This is a genomic window from Bradyrhizobium sp. GW821-FHT12B03, from assembly GCF_058807535.1.
The window spans coordinates 100,367-126,985 of sequence record NZ_JBXAQU010000006.1 but is presented as its reverse complement, the minus strand read 5'-3'; the positions used below and the strand labels follow the sequence as shown (position 1 = coordinate 126,985).

General features: G+C 64.3%; 25 protein-coding genes. 17 read left to right on the top strand and 8 right to left on the bottom strand.

Annotation, left to right across the window (positions count from 1 at the left end):
* The first annotated feature begins 15 nt into the window (after positions 1–15).
* The 9 genes from AC1RUR_RS14005 to AC1RUR_RS13965 all read left to right on the top strand — a co-directional run bounded on the left by AC1RUR_RS14005 (position 16) and on the right by AC1RUR_RS13965 (position 12,607).
* Complete coding sequence (locus AC1RUR_RS14005) at positions 16–2,100, top strand: hydantoinase/oxoprolinase family protein (protein ID WP_492844838.1); 2,085 nt, start codon at positions 16–18, stop codon at positions 2,098–2,100.
* A gap of 2 nt (positions 2,101–2,102) precedes the next feature.
* A complete protein-coding gene (locus AC1RUR_RS14000; protein ID WP_492844836.1) occupies positions 2,103–3,761 on the top strand; it encodes a hydantoinase B/oxoprolinase family protein in 1,659 nt (552 codons plus the stop codon).
* Between the two features lie 39 nt (positions 3,762–3,800).
* A complete protein-coding gene (locus tag AC1RUR_RS13995) occupies positions 3,801–4,802 on the top strand; it encodes a TRAP transporter substrate-binding protein (protein ID WP_492844834.1) in 1,002 nt (333 codons plus the stop codon).
* Positions 4,803–4,812: 10 nt separating this feature from the next.
* The gene (locus AC1RUR_RS13990; RefSeq protein ID WP_492845280.1) at positions 4,813–5,406 is read left to right on the top strand and encodes a TRAP transporter small permease subunit; all 594 of its coding nucleotides are present in this window, start codon (positions 4,813–4,815) and stop codon (positions 5,404–5,406) included.
* 31 nt (positions 5,407–5,437) lie between these two features.
* On the top strand, positions 5,438–6,742 hold the full coding sequence (locus AC1RUR_RS13985) for a TRAP transporter large permease (RefSeq protein WP_492844832.1): 1,305 nt from the start codon (positions 5,438–5,440) through the stop codon (positions 6,740–6,742).
* A gap of 326 nt (positions 6,743–7,068) precedes the next feature.
* Positions 7,069–9,219, top strand: a complete 2,151-nt coding sequence (locus tag AC1RUR_RS13980) for a methyl-accepting chemotaxis protein (RefSeq protein WP_492844830.1) — start codon at positions 7,069–7,071, stop codon at positions 9,217–9,219.
* A gap of 432 nt (positions 9,220–9,651) precedes the next feature.
* Positions 9,652–11,370: a pyrroloquinoline quinone-dependent dehydrogenase gene (locus AC1RUR_RS13975; protein ID WP_492844828.1), complete on the top strand. Its 1,719-nt coding sequence runs from the start codon at positions 9,652–9,654 to the stop codon at positions 11,368–11,370.
* Between the two features lie 89 nt (positions 11,371–11,459).
* On the top strand, positions 11,460–11,801 hold the full coding sequence (locus tag AC1RUR_RS13970) for a c-type cytochrome (RefSeq protein ID WP_492844826.1): 342 nt from the start codon (positions 11,460–11,462) through the stop codon (positions 11,799–11,801).
* Between the two features lie 38 nt (positions 11,802–11,839).
* Positions 11,840–12,607, top strand: coding sequence for a substrate-binding periplasmic protein (locus tag AC1RUR_RS13965; RefSeq protein WP_492844824.1), 768 nt, complete (start codon positions 11,840–11,842; stop codon positions 12,605–12,607).
* A gap of 57 nt (positions 12,608–12,664) precedes the next feature.
* On the opposite strand, the gene AC1RUR_RS13960 is transcribed toward AC1RUR_RS13965, so the two are convergent.
* Positions 12,665–13,309: a glutathione binding-like protein gene (locus AC1RUR_RS13960; protein WP_492844822.1), complete on the bottom strand. Its 645-nt coding sequence runs from the start codon at positions 13,307–13,309 to the stop codon at positions 12,665–12,667.
* Positions 13,310–13,415: 106 nt separating this feature from the next.
* Between AC1RUR_RS13960 and AC1RUR_RS13955 the strand changes: the two genes are divergently transcribed.
* The 4 genes from AC1RUR_RS13955 to AC1RUR_RS13940 all read left to right on the top strand — a co-directional run bounded on the left by AC1RUR_RS13955 (position 13,416) and on the right by AC1RUR_RS13940 (position 17,509).
* Positions 13,416–14,096, top strand: coding sequence for a TetR/AcrR family transcriptional regulator (locus tag AC1RUR_RS13955; protein WP_492844820.1), 681 nt, complete (start codon positions 13,416–13,418; stop codon positions 14,094–14,096).
* Positions 14,097–14,523: 427 nt separating this feature from the next.
* Entirely contained in the window at positions 14,524–15,483 is a 960-nt protein-coding gene (locus AC1RUR_RS13950) for a cytochrome-c peroxidase (protein ID WP_492844818.1), read from the top strand.
* Positions 15,484–15,511: 28 nt separating this feature from the next.
* Complete coding sequence (locus tag AC1RUR_RS13945; protein ID WP_492844816.1) at positions 15,512–15,835, top strand: plastocyanin/azurin family copper-binding protein; 324 nt, start codon at positions 15,512–15,514, stop codon at positions 15,833–15,835.
* A 15-nt stretch (positions 15,836–15,850) separates the two neighbouring features.
* The gene (locus tag AC1RUR_RS13940; protein WP_492844814.1) at positions 15,851–17,509 is read left to right on the top strand and encodes a methyl-accepting chemotaxis protein; all 1,659 of its coding nucleotides are present in this window, start codon (positions 15,851–15,853) and stop codon (positions 17,507–17,509) included.
* Here AC1RUR_RS13940 and AC1RUR_RS13935 read toward each other — a convergent pair.
* Positions 17,506–18,471 (bottom strand): 2-hydroxyacid dehydrogenase, encoded by a 966-nt coding sequence (locus tag AC1RUR_RS13935; RefSeq protein ID WP_492844812.1) that lies wholly within the window; start codon positions 18,469–18,471, stop codon positions 17,506–17,508. The two genes, AC1RUR_RS13940 and AC1RUR_RS13935, sit on opposite strands and share 4 nt — an antisense overlap.
* A gap of 144 nt (positions 18,472–18,615) precedes the next feature.
* On the opposite strand from AC1RUR_RS13935, the gene AC1RUR_RS13930 reads away from it, so the two are divergent.
* From AC1RUR_RS13930 to AC1RUR_RS13915, 4 genes are all read left to right on the top strand, one after another.
* On the top strand, positions 18,616–18,984 hold the full coding sequence (locus AC1RUR_RS13930) for a YciI family protein (RefSeq protein WP_011089906.1): 369 nt from the start codon (positions 18,616–18,618) through the stop codon (positions 18,982–18,984).
* The gene (locus tag AC1RUR_RS13925; RefSeq protein ID WP_492844810.1) at positions 18,981–20,282 is read left to right on the top strand and encodes an RNA polymerase sigma factor; all 1,302 of its coding nucleotides are present in this window, start codon (positions 18,981–18,983) and stop codon (positions 20,280–20,282) included. The genes AC1RUR_RS13930 and AC1RUR_RS13925 overlap by 4 nt, the downstream gene beginning before the upstream one ends.
* Before the next feature lie 193 nt (positions 20,283–20,475).
* Positions 20,476–21,015 carry an SRPBCC family protein gene (locus tag AC1RUR_RS13920; protein WP_492844808.1) on the top strand — a complete coding sequence of 180 codons (540 nt, stop codon included), beginning with the start codon at positions 20,476–20,478 and terminating at the stop codon, positions 21,013–21,015.
* A gap of 47 nt (positions 21,016–21,062) precedes the next feature.
* Positions 21,063–21,476, top strand: a complete 414-nt coding sequence (locus AC1RUR_RS13915) for a VOC family protein (RefSeq protein ID WP_492844806.1) — start codon at positions 21,063–21,065, stop codon at positions 21,474–21,476.
* Between the two features lie 440 nt (positions 21,477–21,916).
* On the opposite strand, the gene AC1RUR_RS13910 is transcribed toward AC1RUR_RS13915, so the two are convergent.
* The 6 genes from AC1RUR_RS13910 to AC1RUR_RS13885 all read right to left on the bottom strand — a co-directional run bounded on the left by AC1RUR_RS13910 (position 21,917) and on the right by AC1RUR_RS13885 (position 26,517).
* Complete coding sequence (locus AC1RUR_RS13910) at positions 21,917–22,096, bottom strand: hypothetical protein (protein WP_492844804.1); 180 nt, start codon at positions 22,094–22,096, stop codon at positions 21,917–21,919.
* A 115-nt stretch (positions 22,097–22,211) separates the two neighbouring features.
* Positions 22,212–22,553 (bottom strand): hypothetical protein, encoded by a 342-nt coding sequence (locus tag AC1RUR_RS13905; protein WP_492844802.1) that lies wholly within the window; start codon positions 22,551–22,553, stop codon positions 22,212–22,214.
* Between the two features lie 216 nt (positions 22,554–22,769).
* Positions 22,770–23,207 carry a hypothetical protein gene (locus tag AC1RUR_RS13900; protein ID WP_492844800.1) on the bottom strand — a complete coding sequence of 146 codons (438 nt, stop codon included), beginning with the start codon at positions 23,205–23,207 and terminating at the stop codon, positions 22,770–22,772.
* A gap of 121 nt (positions 23,208–23,328) precedes the next feature.
* On the bottom strand, positions 23,329–24,117 hold the full coding sequence (locus tag AC1RUR_RS13895) for an SDR family NAD(P)-dependent oxidoreductase (RefSeq protein WP_492844798.1): 789 nt from the start codon (positions 24,115–24,117) through the stop codon (positions 23,329–23,331).
* 58 nt (positions 24,118–24,175) lie between these two features.
* Positions 24,176–24,613 carry a DUF2846 domain-containing protein gene (locus AC1RUR_RS13890; protein WP_492844796.1) on the bottom strand — a complete coding sequence of 146 codons (438 nt, stop codon included), beginning with the start codon at positions 24,611–24,613 and terminating at the stop codon, positions 24,176–24,178.
* Between the two features lie 236 nt (positions 24,614–24,849).
* Positions 24,850–26,517, bottom strand: coding sequence for a methyl-accepting chemotaxis protein (locus tag AC1RUR_RS13885; RefSeq protein ID WP_492844795.1), 1,668 nt, complete (start codon positions 26,515–26,517; stop codon positions 24,850–24,852).
* Between the last annotated feature and the right edge of the window lie 102 nt (positions 26,518–26,619).

Genomic DNA, 26,619 nt, shown 5'->3' with positions numbered 1-26,619 from the left:
CACGGAGAATTTGGAATGCTTGAGGGAGCCGAGGTACGGCTTGCCGTCGATATCGGTGGTACGTTCACCGACATCGTGCTGGACGTGGGGCAGGACCGCAAAACGCGCAAGGTGCTGACGACGCCGCAGCGACCCGAACAGGCTGTGCTGGACGGGATGCGTCTCATTCTTGCCGATGCGCGCGCTCATATCAGCGACATCGACGTCTTCATTCACGGCACGACGCTCGCGACCAATGCGATCATCGAGCGCCGCGGCGCCAAGACTGCGCTGATCGCGACAGACGGCTTTCGCGACGTGCTCGATATCGGCACCGAGAGCCGCTACGACCAGTACGACCTCGCCATCGACAAGCCGAAGCCGCTGGCGCCGCGCAGCCTGCGCTTCACCGTGCCCGAGCGCATCGACGCGCACGGTGCCGTTCGCCTCCCGCTGGACGAGGCGTCGGTGCGCGCACTCGCGCCGAAATTGCGCGAGCTGAACGTCGAGAGCATCGCGATCGCCTTCCTGCACTCCTATGCCAATCCCGAGCACGAGCGGCGCGCGGCAGCGATCATCAGTGAAGAGATGCCCGGTATTTCCGTGACGGTATCATCGGCCGTGTGTCCGGAAATCCGCGAATATGAGCGCACGTCCACCGCGGTTGCGAACGCCTATGTGCAACCCCTGATCGACGGCTATCTCGCCCGCATGGCCGATGCCTTGCAGGTCGAGCAGTACCGCGGCGCGATCTATCTCGTGACCTCGGGCGGCGGCGTCACCTCGATCGAGACGGCGCGGCGCTTTCCGGTGCGTCTGGTCGAATCCGGTCCTGCCGGCGGCGCGATCTTCGCGGCGCAGATCGCGGCGCGTCTCGGCGAGAGCAAGGTGCTCTCGTTCGACATGGGTGGCACCACGGCAAAGATCTGCCTGATCGAAAGATACCAGCCCGAGACGTCGCGCGTGTTCGAGGTCGATCGCGCCGCGCGCTTCCTCAAGGGCTCCGGCCTGCCGGTGCGCATTCCCGTGATCGAGATGGTCGAGATTGGCGCCGGTGGCGGCTCGATCGCGCATGTCGACGCCATGAAGCGCGTCACCGTCGGGCCCGAGAGTGCGTCGTCGGAGCCCGGGCCGGCCTGCTACGGCCGCGGCGGCCAGCGTCCGGCCGTGACCGATGCGGACGTAGCGCTCGGCATGATCGATCCCGACGCCTTCGCGGGGGGCACGATCAAGCTCGATCCCGAACTCTCGAAGCAGGCGCTGCTGCGCAGCGTCGGCGAGCCGCTGGGCCTGTCGGCGGAAACCGCGGCCTATGCCGTGCACGAGGTCGTCTGCGAGAACATGGCGAGTGCGGCACGCGTGCATGCGGTCGAACGCGGTGCGGTGGTCGGCCAGCATACGCTGATCGCATTCGGTGGTGCTGCGCCCCTGCATGCGGCGCGCGTCGCCGAGAAGATCGGCGTCTCCCGGGTGATCGTGCCGTCGAATGCCGGCGTCGGCTCGGCGGTCGGATTTCTTGCCGCTCCCATCGCCTATGAGCTGGTGCGCAGCCGTCACGTCCGGCTCGACGATTTCGACACCAAGGCGGTCTCCGACCTCTTGCAGGAGATGGCGACCGAGGCGCGCGCGCTGGTCGAGCCCGGTGCCGCCGGCGCGCCGGTGCGCGAACGCCGCGCGGCCTTCATGCGTTACGTCGGCCAGGGCCACGAGATCAGCGTCGAGCTGCCGAACCGGCCGTTGACATCGGCCGATCTCGCCGGTCTGCGCCAGAAGTTCGAGGCGGATTATTCGGCGATGTTCGAGCGGTCGATTCCGGGCGCCGCGATCGAGGTCTTGAGCTGGTCGGTGCTCGCGACCACCGATGCGCGCAATCCCGCCATCGTCGCGTCGGTCGCGCGCACACCCGCAGGCAAGGCCTCCGGCAGCCGCAAGTTCTTCGACGGACGGGCGGGGGAAGTGATCGAGATCCCGCTCTATCGCCGCGAGGACATGGCGCCTGGTGCGACCATCGCGGGTCCCGCGGTGATCGCCGAGGACGAGACCTCGACTTTCGTCTCCACCAGTTTTGACGCTCATATCGACGGTGCCGGCAGCATCGTCATGGAACGGAAGGCGGCCTGATCATGAGCAAGGCAAGCGGCGCGAGCCTGATCGACCTCCAGATCATGTGGCACCGGCTGATCGCCGTGGTCGAGGAGCAGGCGCAGGTGCTTTTGCGTACCGCCTTCAGCCCGATCGTGCGTGAATGCGGCGATCTTTCGGCCGGCGTGTTCGACCTCAAGGGACGAATGCTGGCGCAGGCGGTGACCGGCACGCCAGGTCACGTCAACTCGATGGCGGAATCGGTCAAGCACTTCATCGCTCGCTTCCCGATCGAGACGATGAAGGAGGGCGATGCCTACATCACCAACGATCCCTGGATGGGCACCGGCCATCTCAACGACTTCGTCGTCACCACGCCGTGCTTCAAGGACGGCAAGCCGGTGGCGCTGTTCTCCTGCACCAGCCATCTCATGGACATCGGCGGCATCGGCTTCGGACCCGACGCCACCGACGTGTTCATGGAGGGGCTCTACATCCCCATGCTGAAGCTGATCGACCAGGGCGTCGTCAACGAGACGCTGATGGCGATGATCCGCACCAACACGCGGCTGCCGATCGACACCGAAGGCGACACCTATTCGCTCGCCGGCTGCAACGACGTCGGCTGCGAGCGCCTGGTCGAGATGATGACCGAGTTCGGCATCGATACGCTCGATGAGCTCGGCGACTACATCTGCGACCGCTCGCGCGAGGCGGTGCTGGCCGAAATCGCCAAGCTGCCGAAGGGCAGTTGGCGCAACAGCATGGTCGTCGACGGCTACGACGCGCCGGTGACGCTGGCCGCGACGCTGACGATCTCGGAGGCGGGCATTCACGTCGATTTCGACGGCACCTCGGCCGCCTCGAAGTTTGGCATCAACGTACCCTTGTCCTACACCACGGCCTACACCGTGTTCGGCCTCGGCTGCGTCGTCGCCTCGCAGATCCCCAACAATGCCGGCTCGCTCTCGCCGCTGACGGTGTCGGCGCCTGCGGGCGCGATCCTCAATGCGCCGAAGCCGGCGCCGGTCGCCTCGCGCCACATCATCGGTCAGATGCTGCCCGACGTGGTGTTCGGCTGCCTGCGCCAGATCATCCCCGAGCGGGTGCCGGCGGAGGGCACCTCCTGCTTGTGGAATCTCAACGTGCGCGGGCAGACGCGAAGCGGCGTCGGCGGCAATTACGGATTCTCGATGGCGGTCACCAGCAATGGCGGCACCGGCGCCCGTTTCGGCAAGGACGGCCTGTCGGCCACCGCCTATCCCAGCGGCGTGCGCGGCACGCCGGTCGAGATCGCGGAGACGCAGACGCCTTTGATCTTCTGGCGCAAGGAGCTGCGGCCGGACTCCGGCGGAGCCGGGCGCACCCGCGGCGGCCTCGGCCAGATCATCGAGGTCGGCAGCGGCGTCGATGCGCCGTTCGACATTCTGGCCGCATTCGACCGCATCGATCATCCGCCGCGCGGGCGTGACGGCGGCCGGGACGGCGAGGCCGGCTATGTCGGCCTCAAATCCGGCAAGAAGCTGCGCGGAAAAGGCTTTCAGCAGGTGCCGCCGGACGACCGGCTGGTGGTGATGACGCCCGGTGGCGCCGGCATCGGCCATCCGGCCGAGCGAGCACGCACGGCCGTCAACGACGACATCGAAAGCGGTCTCGTGTCTGCGGACAACGCTGTTGCAGTTTATGGGTACACGCGGTGACGCGTCAGGCGTCGCGCGCGGAGTGAACGGAGGGGCTCAATGATCACACGAAGGAATTTCACCGCGGGCGCAGCGACGCTGCTCGCCGCCGGCCACATCTCGACCCGCGCGCGGGCCGCGACGACAAGCTGGGACATGTCGACGGTCTGGCCCGACGGCAATTTTCACACCCAGAACGCGATGGCGTTCGCCGAAGAGGTGAAGAAGCAGACCGGCGGCTCGGTCGCGATCACCGTGAAGGCCGGCGGCCAGCTCGGCTTCAAGGGCCCGGAGCACTTGCGCGCCGTACGCGACGGCCTCGTGCCACTCGCCGACGTTCTCAACATCCAGCAGGTCGGCGACGAGCCCTTCATGGGCGTCGAGAGCATCCCGTTCCTGTGCAGTTCGATGGACGAGCTCAAGGTGCTGCACAAATATGTGCGGCCCGAATACGAGAAGGTCGCCGCGCGCAACAACCAGAAGATCCTCTACATCGTGCCATGGCCGACGCAGTACCTGCATCTCAAGGTGAAGGTCGCCGACGTCGAGGGCCTCAAGAACATCAAGATCCGCGTGCCCGACAAGAACGCCGTCGACATGCTGGCCGTGGTCGGCATGGCGCCGGTGATGATTCCCTGGGGCGAGACGATCCCGGCGCTGGCGTCGGGGGCTGTCTCGGGTGTCTCCACCTCGGCGGTGTCGGGCGTCGACGGCAAGTTCTGGGAGTTCTTGAAGTACATCTACCCGACCAACCACGTCTGGTCGTCGCAGATGCTCACGGTCAATCTCGACTCCTGGAAGGCGCTCTCCGCCGATCAGCAGAAGCTCGTCGCGGATATCGCGGCCAAGATGGAGCCTGGATTCTGGGCGAACTCGCTCAAGGCCGACGTCGACAGCCTCAACCGTCTCAAGGAAGGCGGCATGGAGGTGATCCCGGTCTCGGAGGCGATGATGACGGACATCCGCGGCAAGACCGCGCCGCAGCTCGACGCCTTCCTCAAGCGCGTGCCGGCGGCCGACAAGCCGGTGCGGGCCTATCTCGCCGAAATGAAGCGTGGCTGAGGGTGAATCCGTGGTGAGCATCTCGCCCGAAGCGCCGCAGAGCCTCAACGCAGCGGCGCCCGCGCCGCTGCGCATCCTGCTCGACGGCATCGACCGTCTCGGCCGGCTCGACGGCTGGATCGGCGGCGGTTGCCTGCTCATGCTGACGCTGTTGATGCTGTGCGAGGTCGCAACCCGCTTCCTCTCGAACTTCCTGCCGTTCTTCCCGCCGACCATCTCGATCGCGTGGGAATATTCCTCCTACCTGATGGCGGCGTCCTTCACCTTTGGTGCCGCCATGACCCTGCGCGTCGGCGGTCACATCCGCGTCGTGCTGCTGCTGAAGAACGTGCCGGCACCGCTGCAGCGCGCGCTCGAGATCCTCTCGGCAGCGGCCGGTTTCGCCTTCATGGCGTTCCTGACCTCGGCGATGGCGAAGTTCGCCTTCGGTGCCTATGTGCGCGGCCAGGTCTCGACGTCGAGCGACACGCCGCTGTGGTTTCCGGAAGCCGTCGTCACCTTCGGCATGCTGCTGCTCACGCTCCAGTTCCTGGCGCGCGCGATCCAGGCCACGCTTGGTCTGCCGCTGGAGGATCACCGCATGAAGGCCTCTCCCGTCGAATGACCGCCTTGCCCGCCATCGGATTCAAGATCGCATGACCGTCGAAGTCTTCGCCCTGTTCGCGATCCTGTTTGCGCTGCTGGCATGCGGCGTGTGGATCGGCCTCACGCTCGCGCTCACCGCCACGCTGCTGCTGGCGATGTTCCGCTCGATCCCGCTCGACAAGCTGCTGCCGCAATATGCCTGGAACATCCTCACGACGCAGGAGCTGCTGGCGCTGCCGTTGTTCATCCTGATGGGCGAGCTGCTGTTCCGCACCCGCCTGTCGCGCTCGCTGTTCCAGGGACTCGCGCCCTGGGCCGGGCTGCTGCCGGGCCGGCTGCTGCATGTGAACGTGATCGGCTGTACCATCTTCGCGGCGATCTCGGGTTCCTCGGCCGCGACCACGCAGGTGATCGGCCGCATGTCGCTCAACGAGCTGTTGCGCCGCGGCTATTCGCGCGACATCGCGATCGGCTCGCTCGCCGGCGCCGGCACGCTCGGCTTTCTGATTCCGCCGTCCAACATCATGATCATCTATGGCGTGCTCGGCGACGTCTCCATTCTCAAGCTCTTCACGGCCGGCGTGCTGCCCGGCTTGCTGCTGGCGGCGACCTTCATGGGCTGGGTGATGCTGCACACGACGCTCAAGCCCGCGATGGTGCCGGAGACGGAAGCCAAGCTCTCGCAGGTGCCGTGGGGCGAGCGTTTTGCCGCCTTGAAGGACCTCGCACCGGCGCTGTTCCTGATCGCCTGCGTGCTCGGCTCGATGTATGGCGGGCTCGCAACGCCGTCGGAAGCCGCAGCCGTCGGCGTGCTCGGGGCAGGGCTGGTGGCCTGGGCGCAAGGCTCGATGTCGCAGCAGGTGATGCGCGACGTGCTGATCGGCTCGGTCGTGACCTGCTCGATGATCGCGCTGATCGTGCTCGGCGCCTCGATCCTCGGCAACGCGGCCGCCTTCCTCGGCATTCCGCAGGCCGTGGCCGCCTTCGTCAAGGGGCTTGGCCTGTCGCCCTTCATGCTGATCGTCGTGCTGATCGCCTTCTACCTGATCCTCGGCTGCTTCCTCGACGGCTTCTCGATGATCGTGATGACGCTGCCGATCGTGCTGCCGATCGTGAAGGGCGCGGGCTTCGACGAGATCTGGTTCGGCATCTTCCTCGTGCTCGCCGTCGAGATGGCGCAGATCACCCCGCCGGTCGGCTTCAACCTGTTCGTGATCCAGGGCCTGACCGAAGACGGCCTCGGCTACATCGCGCGCGTCACGATGCCGTATCTGATGATCATGGTCGGCTTCGTGCTGCTGCTGACGCTCTGGCCCGGCATCGTCACCATCTTACCGCGGGTGCTGTACGGCTAGCTGCCCGCGCCTTGCGCGTTGCGAACTCGGCAGTGCGCTCTGAAAGGACAGGCGCGCTCAAAACTTCGCGCGCTCTCCCAGACGAGCCGGTTGCACGCTGCGTGTCTCCGACGAGTGCGTTTAACGTCCGGCAGTTGACCGGCTGCCGTATGCTCGCGCGCTGGCTGCGGTTCTTGCCGAAAAGCGCTATCGCTTGGGTAGTTTCACTGAGCGGATCGGATGCTCAAAATTCAGGCTAATTAAATCTTTCGCCGGTTACTTGATGTTTACGCATTCGATTTTTGCGAATGCCATTGCCAATGAACATAAATTCGGGAAGCGCCCCCATGCGGACTAATCTTCCGGTCACCACCGTCGAATATCCGATTACCGGTGAGACGCTGATCGTCTCGCGCACCGATACGAAGGGACGGCTGATCTACTTCAACGACCAGTTCGTCGCGGCCTCGGGATTCTCCGAGGCAGAGCTAATGGGACAGCCGCACAACATCGTCCGTCACCCGGACATGCCGTCGGAGGCTTTCAAAAATCTCTGGGAGACCCTCGAGCAGGGCAAGCCCTGGTCGGGCGCCGTGAAGAACCGGTGCAAGAACGGCGACTTCTACTGGGTGCTGGCAACCGTCTCTCCCGTTCGCGAGAACGGACAGATCGTCGGATACAGCTCGATCCGCACCTTGCTGCCTGCCGATCAGCGCGCGGAAGCGGAGCATGTGTACGCGTTGATGCGCGAGAACAAGCCGCATGCCTACAGGCTGGACGCCGGACTGATCCGGCGACACGCGGTCCTTGAACGGTTTGCCATCTTCACCCGGACGCTGAATGCGCGCCTGGTCACGCTGGTCGCAGCACTGTCGCTGTTTCTCCTAACGGTCGGAGGCGTGGGCCTGCTGGGCACGCGCGAGAGCAACGTCCGGATGAAGTCGATCTACGAGGACCGGGCGGTGCCGCTCGCGCAACTTTTCGAGATCAATGACCGGATGAGGGACAACACGGCATTGCTGTTCGAAGCCGCTTCCAATGGACGGGGCGGCAAGCCTGTCGGAGAGGTCACGAGCAAAGTCAACGCCAATCTCGAAACGGTCGGCAAGATCTGGACCGAGTACCTGGCGACCTACCTCACGCCGGAAGAAAAAGGCGTCGCCGAAATCTTCACGCCCAAGCGCGTGAGCTATGTCGAGAAAGGATTGAAGCCGGCGCTGTCGCTTCTTGCCGAGCAGAAATACGGGGAGCTGGCCGTCTTGCTCGCGGGGCCGGCACGCGAACTATACGATGCGGCCAAGGCCGATCTCGACAGGCTGGTGGCGATTCAGGTCAGGGAGGCCAAGGCTGAGTATGACGCGGCCGAACGCCAATACGGCTGGCTGGTCGGAACTGCCCTCGTCCTCCTGGCGCTGAGTGTGGCTCTCGCGGGACTCCTCAGCCGGCAGACCATCCGTGCCATCGTTCGCCCGCTCCAGCGCCTGAACGACACCATGCTCAGCGTCAACGGCGGCAAGCTCGACAACCGTATCGTCGTCGAACGCGACGATGAGCTCGGCGTCGTTCTCAGAAACCTGCAGACGTTGCAGGCCATCGTGCGGTTCGATCGCGATGAGCTCAAGGCGACGGAGAAACGGTCCGCCGCGCAGCGCAAAAGGGAGATGATCAATCTCGCGGGAGGTTTCGAGAGTGCGGTCGGCGCGATCATCGAAACGGTTTCTTCGGCCTCGACCGAACTGGAGGCGTCCGCCAACACCCTGACCTCGACCGCCGAGCGAGGCGAGGAGCTTGCGACGATGGTTGCTGCGGCTTCCGAAGAGGCATCCGCCAACGTGCAATCCGTCGCGAGCGCCACGGAAGAGCTGTCGTCTTCCGTCAACGAAATCGGCCGACAGGTCCAGCAGTCGGCGCGGATGGCCAATGAAGCGGTCGAGCAGGCCCGCCTCACCGATCAGAAGATCGGTGAGCTGTCCAGGGCGGCGGCGCGGATCGGCGACGTCGTGGAGCTCATCAACACGATCGCGGGCCAGACCAATCTGCTGGCATTGAATGCGACGATCGAGGCGGCGCGCGCGGGAGAAGCCGGCCGCGGCTTTGCCGTCGTCGCCTCGGAAGTGAAGGCTCTTGCCGAGCAGACAGCCAAGGCCACCGGCGAGATTTCCCAGCAGATCGCCGGCATTCAGGACGCCACCCAGGATTCAGTCAACGCCATCAAGACGATCGGCAGCACGATCAAGTCCCTGTCGGAGATTTCGTCGACCATCGCCGCGGCGGTCGAGGAGCAGGGCGCAGCGACCCAGGAGATTGCGCGCAACGTCCAGCAGGCTGCCCAAGGCACGCACCAGGTCTCGTCGAACATCACCGACGTCCAGCGCGGTGCGACTGAAACCGGCTCGGCCTCCACACAGGTCCTCAATGCAGCACAAGCGCTTTCAAGCGACAGCGATCGGCTGAGAACGGAGGTCGGTCGCTTTCTTGACAGCGTCAGGGCTGCCTGACGAATCCGGAGAATATGTCTTCGGAATTCGGTTGCGGAAGACGACGACCTGCAACACGTCGCTGTCCCGGACTGCTCCGGGACGCGACTTGATCGACATGGCTTTGCGGCCTTGAGGCCGTCTTCTTCCCGGTGTCGCGAAAGGTGGAAACGGTCAGCGCCGCTGCCGTTTCCATTCGTCTCCCGCGTCAAATTCGCCCTCCGCGCGCATTCCGATCTTGCGCTCCCCGTGATCCGTCGTACGCTGCGACGGCGAGCGGAAGTGCAACAGCAATCATTCCGGTGAACCAGCTCCTTTGGCAATACGCGCCGAGAGAGGAGATCTGTTGGCAGCTCAGGTCCGATGGAGGACAGCCGACACTGAACTGAAATCTCCCTCGCAGCAGCGCTTACGAGACGCAATCAACAAATACAAAAGCGGGAGGAAGTGCATATGAGGAAGCAGTGGCTCAGCTCCGGCTTGCCTGTCCTTGTCGTTGCGACGCTTGCAGCGTCGGCGGCGTTGGCTCAAGCCGTCGATACGGCGCGGATCGAGGCCGCGGGTCAGAACGATTGGCTCACCTATCACGGCTCCTACAAGTCGCATCACTACAGCCCGCTCGCGCAGATCAATGCGAACAATATCGGCAATCTGGGCGTAGCCTGGATGCACATTCCCGGACGATCGACGCGCGGCCTCCAGTCGATGCCGCTCGCAGCCGATGGCGTGCTCTATTACTCGGGTTCTTACAGCCGGGTCTTTGCGCTGAACGGCGCGACGGGCGAAGTCAACTGGTCGTTCTTTCCGGAGCTGGATGAGGCGCTCATCAGCCGACAGACCCACTCTCCTTACAATCGTGGCGTAGCTCTGGGCGAAGGCAAGGTCTTCGTCGGCACGATGGACGGTCGTGTCTTCGGCCTGGATGCGAAGACGGGGAAGGTCCTCTGGGAGACCAGGCTGATCGACTCACAGAAGCTGACGGTCGGCTTCACCGGCGCCCCGCTTTACGCCAAGGGCAGCGTGATCATCGGCTCGCAAGGCGGCGAATGGCCGGGCCGCGGCCCGATCTTCGCGCTCGATGCCACCACCGGAAAGAAGAAGTGGGAGTTCCTGACGGTTGCGGGCACCGACGATGCCATGAAGACCTGGGGCAACGATTCCTGGCGCACCGGCGGCGGTGGCGGCTGGATGCCGGGCACCTACGATTCGGAGACCAACACCATCCTGTGGGGCACCGCGAACCCGGCGCCGCTCTATGATTGGTCGGGCGCCGACTACAAGACGCAAGGCGCGCGTCCCGGCGACAATCTCTATACGAGTTCGGTGATCGGTCTCGACATCGATACCGGCAAGCTGAAATTCTACCATCAGGAACTGCCGCACGACGCCTGGGACTTCGACAGCGCCGTCGGCGAGTTCGTGATGCTCGAACGCGACGGCCAGAAATACGTGGTTCATCCGAACAAGGGCGGCTTCGTCTTCGTCTACGACCGCAATCTCGGCGTGAAGAACGTCTGGCGGCTGGTCGAGAACATCAACTTCGTCAAGGATATCGATCCCAAGACCGGCGCGCTGATCGGTCGACGCGATTTCCAGGCCGGGAAAGTCACTGAACCGCCGCTGTGTCCGTTCATCGGCGGCGGCATCAGCTGGAATGCCGGCTCGTACAGCCCGAAGACCGGTCTCTACTACAAGATCGGCCAGGAATGGTGCATGACGCTGGATGTCCAGAAGACGACGCCGGTCACCACGCCGCAGGTCCAGCTCAACATCGGCGCCGACTTCAAGATGGCGCCTCCTCCGGGCGGCGAGATCTACGGACATCTCGATGCACGCGATCCCATAACGGGAGCGAAGAAATGGGAGGTCCGCTATCCCGAGCCGCCGCTCGGCAGCGTCCTGTCGACCGCGGGCAATCTCGTGTTCGTGCCCGACTCCCGCGGCGTCCTTCACGCCTACGATGCCGAAACCGGCGCCGAGCTGTGGAAACACAACAATGGCACCGGCCATCAAGGCGGCATCGTCAGCTACTCCGTCGGGGGCAAGCAATATATCGCGGTGGCCGCAGGCTTTGGCGGGATGCTGGCGGATGAATATGCGCCAAACTTCGGCGGCGTCTACAAGAGCATGCCGCGTGACGACGGCGCGCTCATCGTCTTCAGCCTGAAATAGTCTGCCGCAAACCTTCGATCGGGGCGCGAGCGCAGGCCCGCGCCCCGATCGATCGAAGCGGCCGCGTGTGATTCGGGAATGGAGCGGACGTGTCGAGATTGCATCTGAGGGCGATTGCGGCGGGGCTGGGCGCCGTGTTGCTGTGTGCCGTAGCGGCTCGAGCACAGTCCGCCACGTCCGCGCCCGAGAACGGAACGCTCGAGGTCGAACAGGTGTTCGCGGGGACGTGCGGCTTCTGTCACTCCGACGGCGGTCGGGCGCCGGGCAAGGGACCGCAGCTGATGAACTCGCCGCGCGATGACGACTTCATTCGCAGTCGCATCAAGCACGGCAAGCAGGGGGCGATGCCGGCCTTCGACGGCGCTTTCACCGACGCGCAGATCGACCAGATCGTCAAATACATCCGCGCCCTGAAGCCGCGCGAGGGTTGAATCGTGCAAGGCGCGATCCGTCCGGATGGGAACGCCGAATGAAGGCATTTGTCCCGCTCATCGTCGCTGCCGTCATCGTTCTGTCGGGACCCGCGCAGGCGCGAACCCTGGACGCGATCCGCTCGAGCGGGGCGATCGGGCTGTGCGCGCATCCCAACTCGCTTCCCTTTGCGCGCAAGGCGGGTGATCCGCCCGGCTTTCAGGTCGAGCTCGGTCAGGCGCTGGCGCGCGAGCTCGGTGTCTCGCTGCGGGTCGACTGGATCATCACGCAGTACCAGATGCGCAGTGCCGGCTGCGACATTCTTCTGGACGTCATCGCTGATCGCGAAGCGCAGGGTGAAACCCGTCTGAGGATATCGAAACCGTACTATCGCACGGGCGTCGCGCTCGCGGTGTCGTCATCCAGCTCGCTCACCTCGTTCAAAAGCCTCAACGAGGCCACCAAAGTGGGCGTGCAGGTCGGATCGGTCGCGGCCATGATCATCGGTCAGCGGCGCGTCCCTACATCGACCTTCGGCTTCGAGAGTGACAGCCTCGACGCGGTGTCGAATCATGAGATCGATGCCGCCGCGGTCACCCCCACTGCGGCGAGCTATTTCAACCTGACGCATCCGGACAAGGCGCTCCGGATCCTGGATCGCGACGAGAGCGTGGCCGATCTCAACTGGAATGTCGCCGTCGGCATGATCCGCCCCGATGATGCGTTGCGCGAAGCCATCGACGGGGCGGTGGAACGGCTGCGAAGCGACGGCACGATCGACCGGATATACGGTCGCTACGGGATCGTGCTGCAGGCGCCGAGATAGTCGAATTGCAACGAAAGAACGGCGTCGTCCCCGCCGGGACGACGCCGCAGCCTTGCCTCAGGCCGCCGCCTTCTTCCTGGCGAGTTCGGCCTTGTACAGCTCGAACTCCTCGGCGATCGCCTTGGCGACCGAGGGCCGCTGGCGCAGACGCTCGTAATAGGCCTTCACGTTCGGCCATTTGGCGAGCTCGATCGGCGGCGTCGCCATGGTCCAGTTGATGACCGTGACGAGATAGGCATCCGCGACGCTGAAATGATCGAGCAGGAAGTCGCGACCCTTCAGGTAATTTTCGAGATAGTCGAGCCGCGACAGGTTCTTTTCCAGCGCGTAGGCCTTCATCTCCTGCGGGGCCTTGCGGTCGAGCACGGGGATGAACAGCCCCTTGTGGAGCTCGGTGCCGATGAAGCACAGCCATTGGTGCAGTCGCGTACGCTCGATGCCCGCCGAGGCGCCGAGGCCGGATTGCGGAAACCGGTCCGCGACATATTGCAGGATCGCCGCGTTCTCGGTCAGCACCACGCCTTCGTCGGTGCGCAGCGTCGGCACGAGGCCGATCGGGTTCACGGTGCGGAAATCGGTGCCGTCGTTCAGCACCTTCTTGGTCGGCGGATCGACTTCGAGATAATTCGCCTCGGCGCCGGCTTCATAGAGCGCAACGCGCGTCGCCATCGAGCAGGCGAGTGGTGAGAAATAAAGATCCATCTTGGGCCTCCTTGGGCAATTCCTCTTTGGCAGTCGCTCAACCTGGCCAGATTGATTTTTGTACCATCTTGCATAATATGGGGACGGTCAAGGATTAAATTGCGAAATGGTACAAAAATCGAAGCCGCCAGCTGCTGCCAATGAACCGGAGCGCCGCAGCGAACCCGAGCGCCGCGCCGAACCCAAGCGCCGCGGCCGTCCGCGCGCCTATGAGCCTGACGTTGCGCTCGGCAAGGCGCTGGACCTGTTCCGCCGGCAGGGCTTTGCGGCGACCTCGCTCGACGATCTCAGCGAAGCCACCGGCATGAACCGGCCGAGCCTCTACGGCGCCTTCGGCGACAAGCGCGAGCTCTACATCAAGAGCTACCAGCGTTATCGCGAGGACGCGCGCGCATCGATGGTGGAGATATTCCGCCAGGAGATGCCGCTGCGCCAGCGGCTGGAGCGCATCTACGCCTGCGCGCTGAACATCTATCTCTCCGGCGAGACGGGTCCGCGCGGCTGCTTCACCGTGGTGACCGCTGCGTCCGAGGCGGTTGGTGATCCCGACATCCGCGCCATGGTGCTCGACGGCCTCACCGAGCTCGACAAGGCCTTCGCGAATTGCTTCCGCCGCGCGAAGGAGAAGGGCGAACTGCCGGAGAGCGCGGATACGGCCGCGCTGGCCCAGCTCGCATCAGCGACGGTGCACTCGATCGCCATCCGCTCTCGCGCGCGCGTCTCGCGGAAGGAGCTGGAGGCGATCGTCAAGGGGGCTATTGACGTGATGTGTGCCGATCGGCGCTGAGTTGCGCGCCATGGACGAGCGGCGGCTTGCTGCGATGCAGATACGGCAGCAACGGACGCAAGTCCGAACCTTGCGCGCTCGAGCGGATCGTCGACCCGCGAGCACAACACCTGGTTGGTCCGACGAGAGCGGTCGCACGCGCGAAACGGTGCGGAACGTATAGCATTGGTATATCCGTAGATTTACGTCTGCCCGCGACAAGCATTCCTTAAGTGCGAACGCGTCTACTGAGGCGCAATTCCATTCGAATCATCTCTTTCATTTTCATTGCGTTGACTTTGTCATTGAAGGATCGGCCATGCGCTCGTGCAGCATTTCTCCTGTTGCCCAGCTTGCACTCGTCACCGCTACTGTCACTGCTCTCGTTGCATACGATTGCGTGCGTCCGGTTTTCGGTGCGGCGCAGGTCAGTGAGACGAAACAGGTCGTGCTGACGCAACGGGCCGCGCCGGGCACGGATGCGCTCAAGGCGCTCTATCGGCGACCCGTGTCCATTCCGTTTCCGAAGGACAATCTCTACACGCCGGAGAAGGCGGCGCTTGGAAAGAAGCTGTATTTCGACACCCGGCTGTCGGTGTCCAATGCGCAATCCTGCGCGAGCTGCCACAGCCCCAGCTTCGGTTGGGGCGACGGTCTGCCCCTGGGTGTCGGCCACGGCATGAAGACGCTGGATCGACGTTCTCCGACCGTCGTGAATGCGGCGTGGGGCGGCATCTTCATGTGGGACGGGCGGCTCGGCAGCCTCGAAGAGCAGGCACTGGGGCCGATCCAGGCGGCCGGCGAGATGAACCTGCCGCTCGGCGAACTGATGAACCGCCTTGCGTCGATCGCGGAGTACAAGCCGATTTTCGACAATGTCTTTCCGCGGGAGGGCATGACGTCGAAGACGCTGGCGGATGCGCTCGCGACCTACGAACGCACGATCGTATCCGAACGCGCGCCGTTCGACGACTGGATCGAAGGCAACGAGAAGGCCATCTCCGAGGAGGCCAAGCGTGGCTTTGCGCTGTTCAACGGCAAGGCGCAATGCATGGCCTGTCACGAAGGCTGGAATTTCACCAATGACGGTTTCCAGGACATCGGCCTGCCCGGCAAGGATGTCGGCCGAGGTCAGTTCTTGCCGAACGTGATCAAGATGCAGCACGCCTTCAAGACGCCGGGATTGCGCGAAATCGCCCGCCGCTCCCCCTTCATGCATGACGGTTCTCTGGCGACTCTCGAGCAGGTCGTCGATCATTACGACTCCGGCGGCATGGACCGGCCGAGCCGATCGGACCTGATGCGCCCTCTCGGTCTCACCGCGCAGGACAAGACTGATCTCGTTGCCTTCCTGAAGACCCTGAGCAGCGACCTCACCCCTACGGCAGCGCCCGTGCTGCCGCGCTAATTCCTCCATGCCGAAAAGGACACCAAACGTGACGCAGCCAAAGATCGTGCTTTCCCTCGCGATGATCGCGGGCCTGTCGACCGGCGCATTCGCTGCGACCCAGGTGATCCATCAGCAGGGTCGGCTGTTCTCTGCTGAGAGCATCACCGTGAAGAAGGGTGAGGCCGTCACCTTCCTGAACGACGACACGGTGCCTCACAACATCATGTCCGCGAGCAAGGGCAACGAGTTCAATCTCGGCTCCCAGGCGCCGGGAAGTTCGACCGACGTGACCTTCAAGGAAGCGGGCGATGTGGCAGTCATCTGTGCGATCCATCCTCGCATGAAGATGGCGGTCAAAGTCGTCGAGTAGACCGGGATATCCGACATGTCGATCCGCCTGAGAATCTTTGCCGTCCTGAGCCTCATGCTCGCGCTGGCCTGCGGCCTCGCCGTCTACGGCATCTGGGGGGTCAGCACGGCGGGCGATCGGGTTGTTCGTCTGTTCGATGGGCCGCTCATGGGGATCAACCATGCGCGCTCCGCCCATGCGGAGCTGAACGAGGCGCGTCTCATACTTCAGCAGGGCCTCAGCGGCGGGGCATCAAAGGAGGCCGTGGCGAAGTTCGAGAGGCAGATCAAGTCGATCTCCGAGGATCTCGAGGTGGTCCGCGAACGTGTGCAGGCCGCAAACGTCGTCGCGGCGCGCGAGCAGGCGACCAGGAAATTGCGCGATTGGTCGGACGCAGCCCTCAAGGTGCTGAAGCCGACGCCGGGTGGACTTGCCGAATTGCCGACCACGTTCCAGCTGGAGAAGCTCGGCCGCGAAACGCTTGCCGCCATCGATGACCTGGTGGAGGTGGTCGCTGCCTACGGATACGAGTACAGAAACGACGCCGAAGCGCAAGTGACGGGCGCGCGCACGATCCTGATCGTGGCGACCTGTGCGGGGCTTCTGCTCGGATTCGTTCTGGCGATCGGATCGGCATATTCGTTGAGTCGGCCGATCATCGCGCTCGAAAGGTCGATGAACGATCTGGCGGACGGCAATTTCGAAGTGGTTCTGCCTGGGGTCAGGCGCCGGGACGAGATTGGCCGCGTCGCGCGGGCTGTCGAGCGGTTCAAGGTTCTGGCGCAGGAGCGTGCCCAGCGCGAAGCCGAGTCGAAGCGGCAACAGGATCAAGAGATCGCGAAGCAGCGGCGCGCCGACATGCAGCGTATCGCGGACACGTTCGAGACGGTGGTCGGCGACGTCGTCAGGACGGTCTCTGCGACGTCGGACGAACTGGAATCATCGGCCAGCGTCCTGACCGGAAACGCCGAGCGCGGCCGCGAGCTTGCCGAGGTGGTGGCCGGGGCGTCGGACGAAGCTTCCACCAACGTCCAGTCGGTGGCTTCGGCGACGGAAGAGCTGTCGTCCTCCGTCAACGAGATCAGCCGGCAGGTTCAGGACTCGGCGCGCATGGCCGGCGAGGCCGTCGACCAAGCGAGATCGACGACCGAGCGGGTCAGCGAATTGTCGAAGGCGGCAAACCGGATCGGCGACGTGGTGGAGCTCATCAATGCCATCGCGGGTCAAACCAATCTGTTGGCCCTCAATGCCACGATCGAGGCGGCCCGTGCCGGCGAGGCTGGACGCGGCTTCGCGGTGGTTGCCTCCGAGGTCAAGGCGCTCGCCGAGCAGACTGCGAAGGCGACCGGTGAAATCGGGCAGCAGATAACCGGCATCCAGGCGGCCACGCAGGATTCGGTCAGTGCCATCAATCAGATCAGCGGCACCATCGAGCGGTTGGCCGAAGTCTCGTCGGCCATTGCATCCGCAGTCGAGGAGCAGGGAGCGGCGACCCTGGAAATCTCCCGCAACGTGCAGCATGCCGCTCACGGCACCCAGGAAGTCTCGGCCAACATCGTCGGCGTGAAGCGCGGCGCGACCGAGACCGGTATGGCCTCGTCCAAGCTCCTGTCCGCCGCGCAGTCGCTGGCCAAGGACAGCAGGCGCCTACGCACGGAGGTCGGCAAATTCCTGGAGACGGTTCGCTCGGCCTAATACCCCCTGATCCGGTCCACGACGTTCTCGAGCGTACCGCCCGCCTCGAATCTTGCGATCTGCTCGGCGACGTAGGCCGAGATCGCTTCGGCGTCGGTGTCGGCGGCGTTGTGCGGGGTCAGCAGCACCTTGGGATGGGTCCAGAAGCGGCTGTCTTTTGGCTGGGGCTCCTGCACGAAGACGTCGAGCGAGGCGGCGCCCAGCGTGCCGTCGTCGAGGCAGGCGAGAATATCGGCTTCGTTCTGCAAGCCGCCGCGGCCGGCATTGATCAGGACCGGCGCGCCGAACGGGCCCTTGCGGTTGAGCTTCGTGAAGACGTCGCGGTTGAGGATGCCGTGGGTGTCGGGCGTCAGCGGCAACAGGCTGACGAGGATGTCGGTCGTGCGCAGGAACGCGTCCATTCCGGCGGTGCCGTGGAAGCATTCGACGCCCTCGATCGTGCGCGGGCTGCGGCTCCAGCCGGTGACGCGGAAGCCGAGCCGCCGCAGCACGTCGGCCGCATCGGCGCCGAGCGTGCCCAGTCCCATGACGCCGACGGTGACGGCGCTTGCCGGCCACTGATATTTCGGCTCCCAGCGCTTCACGCGCTGCGAGTCCCGCAGGTACAGCTCCTGGCGGTGGTGCATCAGCACGTGCAGCACGACATATTCGGTCATGCGGTTGGTCAGGTCGGGCACGGCGACGCGGACCAGCGGCACGTCGGGCAGGCTCTTGTCCGCCATCAGGGCATCGACGCCTGCGCCCAGATTGAAGATCGCGCGCAGATTGGGGAAGGACCCGAGATCGCCCGGCACCGGCTTCCACACCGCGGCATAGTGCACCTCGGCCGGATCGAGCCCGGAAGCGGGCAACAGCACCACCGGGCGGCCGCCGCAGACCGACTCGAATCGGGCCTTCCAGCGCTCCGGCAGCCAGTTCTGCTGCGTGCTGTTGATCAGGACGGCCAGTGTGCCTTTGGTCATTCGAAGTGCCTCGTCGGGTTCCGCTTTTGAGGGCTCTCCTTGGCACGATCTGCCGGATTTTTCTTGCAAATTTTTTCCGCAGCCCTGTCGGGGCGGGGCATATTGGATCGTCTTCAAAACAAGAGGTCGGGGAAGGTGCTGCCCATGCTTTATGCGATCCTTTGCTATCACGACGAGGACTTCGTCGGCTCCTGGAGCAAGGACCAGGACGAGGCCGTGATGAAGAAGCTCGCCGTGGTGCAGGAGAAGCTCACGAGCCAGGGCCGGCTCGGCCCGGTGGCGCGGCTGCTGCCGACCACGGCGGCGGCGACGTTGCGCAAAGAGGACCCGCCGCTGGTGCTCGACGGCCCCTATGCCGAGACCAAGGAGCAGTTGCTCGGCTTCTACATCGTGGATTGCAAGAATCTCGATGACGCACTCGACGTTGCCCGTGATCTCGGCGCGGCCAATCCCGGCGGCGCCTATGAGGTGCGTCCCGTCGGCGTGTTCAGGCCCGGAGGAAACCTGACGTGAGCCAAGCCGATACCGCCTGGATCGAGACCGCGTTGACTTCGGCGCGACCCCAGGCGGTCGGCGCGCTGCTGCGCTATTTCCGCGATCTCGACACCGCCGAGGAGGCCTTCCAGAACGCCTGCCTGCGCGCGCTCAAGACCTGGCCGCAGAACGGGCCGCCGCGCGATCCCGCGGCCTGGCTGATCATGGTCGGCCGCAACGTCGCGATCGACGAGGTGCGGCGTACCCGCAAGCAGGCGCCGCTGCCGGAGGACGACCAGGCGATTTCCGATCTCGACGATGCCGAGGGCGCGCTCGCCGAGCGGCTCGACGGCTCGCATTATCGCGACGACATCTTGCGCCTGATGTTCATCTGCTGCCATCCGCAGCTGCCGGCGACGCAGCAGATCGCACTGGCCTTGCGCATCGTGTCCGGGTTGACGGTGAAGCAGATCGCGCGCGCATTCCTGGTCTCGGAGGCCGCGATGGAGCAGCGCATCACCCGCGCCAAGGCGAAGGTCGCGGAGGCCGGGACGCCGTTCGAAACGCCCGGAGCCGTCGAACGCTCCGAGCGGCTCGCCGGCGTCGCGGCGATGATCTACCTGATCTTCAACGAGGGCTATTCGGCGAGCGGCGACACCGCCGAGATCAGGAAGCCGCTCTGCGAGGAGGCGATCCGGCTGGCGCGGCTGCTGTTGCGGCTGTTCCAGAGCGAGCCGGAGATCATGGGGCTCGCCGCGCTGCTGCTGTTGCAGCATGCGCGCAGCGCCGCGCGGTTCGCGGACGACGGTTCGCTGATCCTGCTGGAGGACCAGGACCGCTCGCTGTGGAACGGCACCATGATCGCGGAGGGCCTTGCGCTGATCGACAAGGCGATGCGTCATCGCCGCAGCGGGCCCTACCAGATCCAGGCCGCGATCGCCGCGCTGCATGCCCGTGCCGCGACGCCGGAGGAGACCGACTGGGCCCAGATCGACCTGCTCTATGGCGCACTGGAACTGGTGCAGCCTTCGCCGGTGGTGACGCTCAACCGCGCAGTCGCGGTGTCCAAGGTACGTGGCCCGCAGGCCGCGCTCGACCTGATCGAGCCGCTGGCGCCGAAGCTTGCCAACTACTTCCATTTCTACGGCGTGCGCGGCGCCTTCCTGATGCAGCTCGGCCGCAACGACGAAGCCCGCATCGCCTTCGACCGCGCCATCGCGCTCGCCAACACCTCGGCCGAAGCCGCCCACATCCGCATGCACATTGATCGCCTGATCCGGGACAGCCAGCCGAAGGGAACCAATGGCGGCGCCAGGCAGAGCGTGAAGGTGAAATAGGGCGCCCCTATAGCCCGCGCCGTCATGCCCGGGCTTGTCCCGGGCATCCACGTTCTTTCTTGTGTCCAAGACGTGGATGGCCGGGACAAGCCCGGCCATGACGTGGGGTGGGTAGTGCGCCAAAAAATTCGCTTCCCGATTGTCGGCCCCCGCCGTTCCCCTTCGTCCTTAGCCCGTATCCAGGGAGCCATTCATGCTGAAAGCCATTGCCATCATCGCCATCGTGCTCGCGATCGGAATTGCGGGTGTCCTCGTCTTCGCACTGACAAAATCCGACACATTCCGCGTCGAACGCAGCCTCGCGGTGAAGGCGCCGGCCGATGCGATCTATCCGCTGGTCGCCGATTTCCACCGCTGGACCGGATGGTCACCCTATGAGAGCCGCGACCCCGCCATGAAGCGGATGTTCGGAGGAACTGCACAGGGCAGGGGCGCGACCTATGCCTGGGACGGCAACAACAACGTCGGCGCCGGCCACATGGAAATCCTCGAGGCGAACACGCCCTCCAAGCTCCGCATCAAGCTCGATTTCGAGCGGCCCTTCGAAGGCCACAACACCGCCGAGTTCACCTTTGTGCCGCAAGGCGATGCCACGCTGGTCACATGGGCGATGTACGGTCCGGCGCCCTTCATGTCCAAGCTGATGCAGGTGTTCATCAACATGGACAACATGATCGGCAAGGACTTCGAGGCCGGTCTCGCCAGCCTGAAGAAGCTCACCGAGAAACAATGAGCCTCACTGCCCAAGGAAAAGAGAAGCAAGGAAAAGGAGAGAAAACGATGCTCAATCCGTATCTGTTCTATCAGGACACCTGCGAAGCGGCCTTCAACTATTACGCCAAGGTTCTCGGCGGCAAGATCGATGCGATGATGCGCGCCTCGGACGCGCCGCCGGACATGCCGGCCGCACCCGGCCGCGAGAAGACGATCATGCATGCGCGGATGTCGCTGCCCGGCGGCAGCGTGCTGATGGCCTCCGACGCGCCGTCCGAGCATGTCCAGAAGCCGCAGGGCTTTTCGATCTCGCTGACGATCACCGACGTCGCGGACGCCGAGCGCAAGTTCAACGCGCTCGCCGACGGCGGCGCCGTCACCATGCCCTTCAGCAAGACGTTCTGGGCCAAGGGCTTTGGCATGTGCGTCGACAAGTTCGGCATTCCCTGGATGGTGAACTGCCCGGCGGAGGGGATGTGAGCATACGGGTGTGATGGCCTGGATCAGGCGTTGAGTCGCGAGGCCCTCTCTCTCGTGGAAAGAGAGAGGGACGCGTCGAACTGTGATCACGTCGCCCGATGCGCATCCGCCGGGAACTTTTGGACTCGGACGCCAATTGGAACCTGAGGGAACCGTATCGCTGGTACGACTGTATACAGCCCGTGCGGCGCAGCTTCGCTGGAGTCGCGAACTGCTTTGTTGATTCAAGCGGATCGCATCGCACAACAACTGGCGAAATATTAGGCTGTAAACTCTGCCACCGAATCGCTAATTGTTGTTTCACAAAATCTACAAATCAGGGCGGACGTGACTTGGAGGGGGCGACCGATGGCGGCGGCGCTACAGATTAATTTTGCTCTTTGGGGAATGCTCATCTGCGCCAGCATCAAGCTCGCGCCGTTGATGCAGGCTCTTTTCTCTTAGAAGAACAGCCAGCCTGCGACGGCCACGGTTCCTTGCCCGAGCATGTAGAGCCAGCCGAGGGTCGCGACCGCGATCGCGATCAAGAACGACAAGGTGAAGGCCTGTTCGCCGCCTCGCCGCAGGAGTGACGACTGAGCTTGCGAATCAGCGTGTCCGTCGGTGCTGATGCTGGTCATGATGATCTCCACGGACATCGATGTCGCTTGACGCAAGCTATGCCAATCCAACTTGGCTTTAGTGTGACGCGCTTCACATATGCCGCGGTTTTTCTGTCATCGCGGCGATCGTTCGTCAGCCCATCAACGTTGCAATCAGCAGGAAGCTCACGCTCATCACGATGACCGTGGGAACAACGTATTTGTGCTGTTGCGACGGAAGTGGGGTTGGCGCTTGCCAGCGCAGCGTCTCGCGTGGCTGGCGCAAGAGTTCCGATGGTGCGCGCGGAACCTGGATGCCTGCACCAGCGTACTTCACATAGAGCTCGAGCAGCCGCAGCTCGGACGAAAGGTCGATCAGGCCCTCGCGGTCACGTCGGGACAGCACCTCGAATTCGAGGGTTTCTTCGCGGCTCAGCGGGCCGAGGACGATGCATCCCTGGTCCGAGAGGCGGTAGCGAAAATCGATGGGCTGCATGGCATGCCCTGTTTTGAAAATGATTGATCTCAAAAATGCAGGATCATCATAGACCGTCAGGAAGAGTTCGAAATCGCGTAATTTGGGCAGATATTGCGAAGCAGATGAGCGGACGAGCCGGCTGCGAGCCGCATTTTGCCCAGTCTTTGGACAAGGGCCGCATCCATTCCGGTCGGGGCATGCGGTGGACCGATTGCGGCCCCGCGAATCGCTGCGTCAGCGGCAGCGCGGATAGATCGCGGCGAGATCGCGCCCCTTCAACAACAACAGCCGCGACGAGAGACCACCACGGCGGCTGATCCAGTCGCGCACCGGACCGGGATAGGCCTGGAGGACCGCGTCGGACGCCTCGGGCTCGGCGTAAGAGCGCCCGCGCCGGTCGACCGAGCGCGCCGCATGAAAGCCGAGCACGGCGCGTTTGGTGACGCAGATGCGCTCGCCCGGCACGATGCTCAGCACCAGCGTGCAGGCCGACAGACAGGGACCGTCGATCACCACGCGCTCGCCGCTCTCGCGCACCTTCTCGAACAGGTCGAGGAACGGCCCGACCTGTCCGCCCGGCGATTGGATGATGCGGATCTCGGCGGCAGTGGGTGCAGCGGCGAGCAGGGCGGTCGTGAGCGTTAGGGCGATGACGAGGGCAACGCGTCGCATGAAGCACTCCACCAGCTCGATCCCGTAGGGTGGGCAAAGCGTGGCGTGCCCACCATTGACACCGCGGGTCCGGAACGATGGTGGGCACGGCGCATTGCGCCTTTGCCCACCCTCCAAGGTTCTACCCGTTCCGCCTTTGCCCGCGCAGCGTCGGCAGGCCGATGCCGGCTGCATCGAAGCCGCCATCGACGGCCAAAATTTGGCCGGTGATGTAGCTTGCGCTTCCCGAGCACAGGAAGAAGATCGCTTCGGCGAGCTCCTCTTCGAGGCCATAGCGGTTGAGCGGGATGGCGTCGTGATAGTCGGCGCGGATCTCCTTGGTATGCACCTGCTTGGCCATCGCGGTGTCGACCGGCCCCGGCGCGACCGCGTTGACGCGGATGTTGAGCGAGGCGAGCTCGACCGCGAGCTGCTTGGTCAGATGCGCAAGGCCCGCCTTGCTGGTGCCGTAGGCCGAGCGCAAGGTCGAGGCACGCACCGCGGAGATCGAGGTGATGTTGACGATGGCCCCGCCATCGCTGTCGCGCATCAAGGGCACCGCGGCCTTGGTGCACAGGAACGGGCCGGTGAGGTTGACCTCGAGCACGCGCCGCCAGTCGGCATCCGACGTCTCCATCAGCGGCGCGAACACGGCGATCCCGGCATTGTTGACGAGCGCGTCGAGCCGGCCGAACCGCCGCTCGATCGCCGTCATCGCGGCGCCGACCGCGGCCGCGTCCGAGACGTCGCAGGTCAGCGCCAGCGTTGCCTCGCCTTGGCCGATCTCGCCGACCGCGCGGCCGAGCAACTCGCCTTCGATGTCGAGCAGCGCCACGCGCCAGCCCTCGGCCAGGAATTTCCTCGCGGTCGCAAGCCCGATGCCGCGCGCGGCTCCGGTGACGAGGGCGACTTTGGCGAGGGAGGAGGTCATGACGCTGTCCTTTGCTCAGGACAGCGACATGACAGTTTAGCTGCCCCTGCGCAAGGGATCAGGGCTTGCCGACGTATCTGAGGCGGTTGATGTCGGATTGTCCCTGCTCGGGGAATTCGAGCGTTGGCGTGACGTGGCCAACGAGGATGCCGGCTGACACCGCCGTTTTGATGTACTTCGTCTCGCCCGCGGCCAGCTGGAACGTCACCGCGTTTTCGACCTCGGTCGCGGTCGTCACGGTGTATTTCCCAGGGGGGCGATCGACATAAGAGAACCCACCGGGCGTGGACCTGCCGACGACTTCATTGTTCATCCGAATCTCGGGCTGAACTGCCGACCCCGCAAATTCGCCCGGCCGGGTGAAGTAGACACGGCCAAGACCGGGCTTCAACGGCGGGAGCTGCAAGGGCGGTTCATCGAGGCCGCGTGGGCTCGCGCAACTCGCCAACAAAAATCCGACAAGCAAAAGGGGCAGCGCCCCGATCTTCGATCTCATAAGAACTGTCTCAGCCCCAAACCAACGGAAAACTGCGAACGGCTAGCAATAGCCTCGCTGTTTCCTCATCCCCGTGGCGCAATAGGCCATACACGCATTGATTGTGCAACTATTTTTCGATCGTCAGGCACAGCAATGATGAATTGGGGGCGATGCACGTCATTCCATGCGCGCGCCGGCCGCGCCGGTGTTCGATGCGCGGCCGAAGGGGCAGGCGAGGCGGCGATGGAAGCTGCCTACGACAGCTCGGCCGAGGCACGCTGCATGTTGGCCGACATGTCCGCCGTCACGATGCTCTGCTCCTCGACCGCGGCGGCGGTGGAGCTGATGAACTCGTTGACGCCGGCGATCGCGGCCTTGATCGCGCTCAGCGAGCTGACGACGTCGCCGGAGATGGTGTTCAGCGCGTCGATTTCGGAGGTGATGGTGTCGGTCGCCTGCTTGGCCTGATTGGCGAGATTCTTGACCTCGGAGGCGACCACCGCAAAGCCGCGGCCGGCCTCGCCCGCGCGCGCCGATTCGATCGTGGCGTTGAGCGCGAGCAGATTGATCTGGCTGGTGATGCCGGCGATCATCTCGACGATGCCGCTCATGGCCTGTGCCGCCGCGTTCAGCTTCTGGGCCTGGCCGTCCGCCGCATCCACCCGGTTTGCCGCGACCTTGGAATTCTCGCGCGACTTGGCCATGGTCTCGGAGATCTCGCGGATCGAGGCGCTCATCTGCTCGCTGCCGGCGGCAACCGCCTCGATCAGCCCGCGCGCATTCTCGGCCTTCTTGCGGCCGATCGCCTGCGCGGTGATGTCGGTGGCGTATTTCACCACCTTGTAGGGCTCGCCGTTGAGGTCGAAGATCGGGTTGTAGGACGCCTGGATCCAGATCTCGCGGCCGCCCTTGCCGATGCGCTTGTATTCGGCGGCCTGGTATTCGCCGCGATTGAGCGTCTCCCAGAACTGCCGGTAGGCGGGCGAGTTCTTCTCGCTCGGCTCGACGAACATGGAGTGGTGCTGGCCCTTGATCTCGGCCAGCGAATAGCCCATCGCGTTCAGGAAGTTCTGGTTGGCGGTGCGGATCGTGCCGTCCATGTTGAACTCGATCACGGCCTGCGATTTCTGGATCGCGGCGAGCTGGCCGTCATTGTCGGCCGCCTTCATCTTCTGCGCGGTGACGTCGGTTGCGAACTTCACCACTCTGAATGGCTTGCCGGCCTCGTCGAGGATCGGATTGTAGGTGGCGAGAATCCAGATTTCCCTGGCCCCCTTGCCGAGCCGCTTGTATTCGGCGGCATCGAACTCGCCGCGGTTGAGCCGCGCCCAGAGTTCGGCATAGGCCGCGCTGGCGCGGTCCTTCGGAGGCACGAACATGCTGTGGTGCTTGCCCTTGATCTCGTCGAGCGCATAGCCCATCGCCTTCAGGAAGTTCTCGTTGGCGGTGACGATGGTGCCGTCCATGTCGAACTCGATCACGGCCTGGGCGCGGCCGATGGCGGCGATCTTGCCGGCGTCCTCCATGCTCCGGATCTTCTGCGCGGTGATGTCGGTGGCGAACTTGATGACACCAACCACCTTGCCGTTCTGGTCGCGCAGCGGGTTGTAGGACGCCTGGATCCAGATCAACTTGCCGTGCTTGCCGTAGCGCTTGTATTGCGCTGTCTGGTATTCGCCGCGGTTGAGCCGTGCCCAGAAGTCGCGATAGCCGGCGCTCTCGCGCTCTTCGGCCGCGACGAACATGCCGTGGTGCCTGCCCCGGATCTCCTCGAGCGCATAGCCCATCGCCTCCAGGAAGTTCGCATTGGCATCGATGATGGTGCCATCGAGCTTGAACTCGATCACCGCCTGCGACCGGTCGATCGCTGCGACTTCAGCGAGCGCGTGCTGGATCCTGGCCTTGCTGCTGAAATTGAACACGTGAGCTCCGCGCAATGGTCCCGAAGCGATGCGGCTGGGTCCCCCAGGCCGTCTCGCCCTCTCGAAAATTTGCACAGGCGTCTTGAGCAACTGTTAACCCTC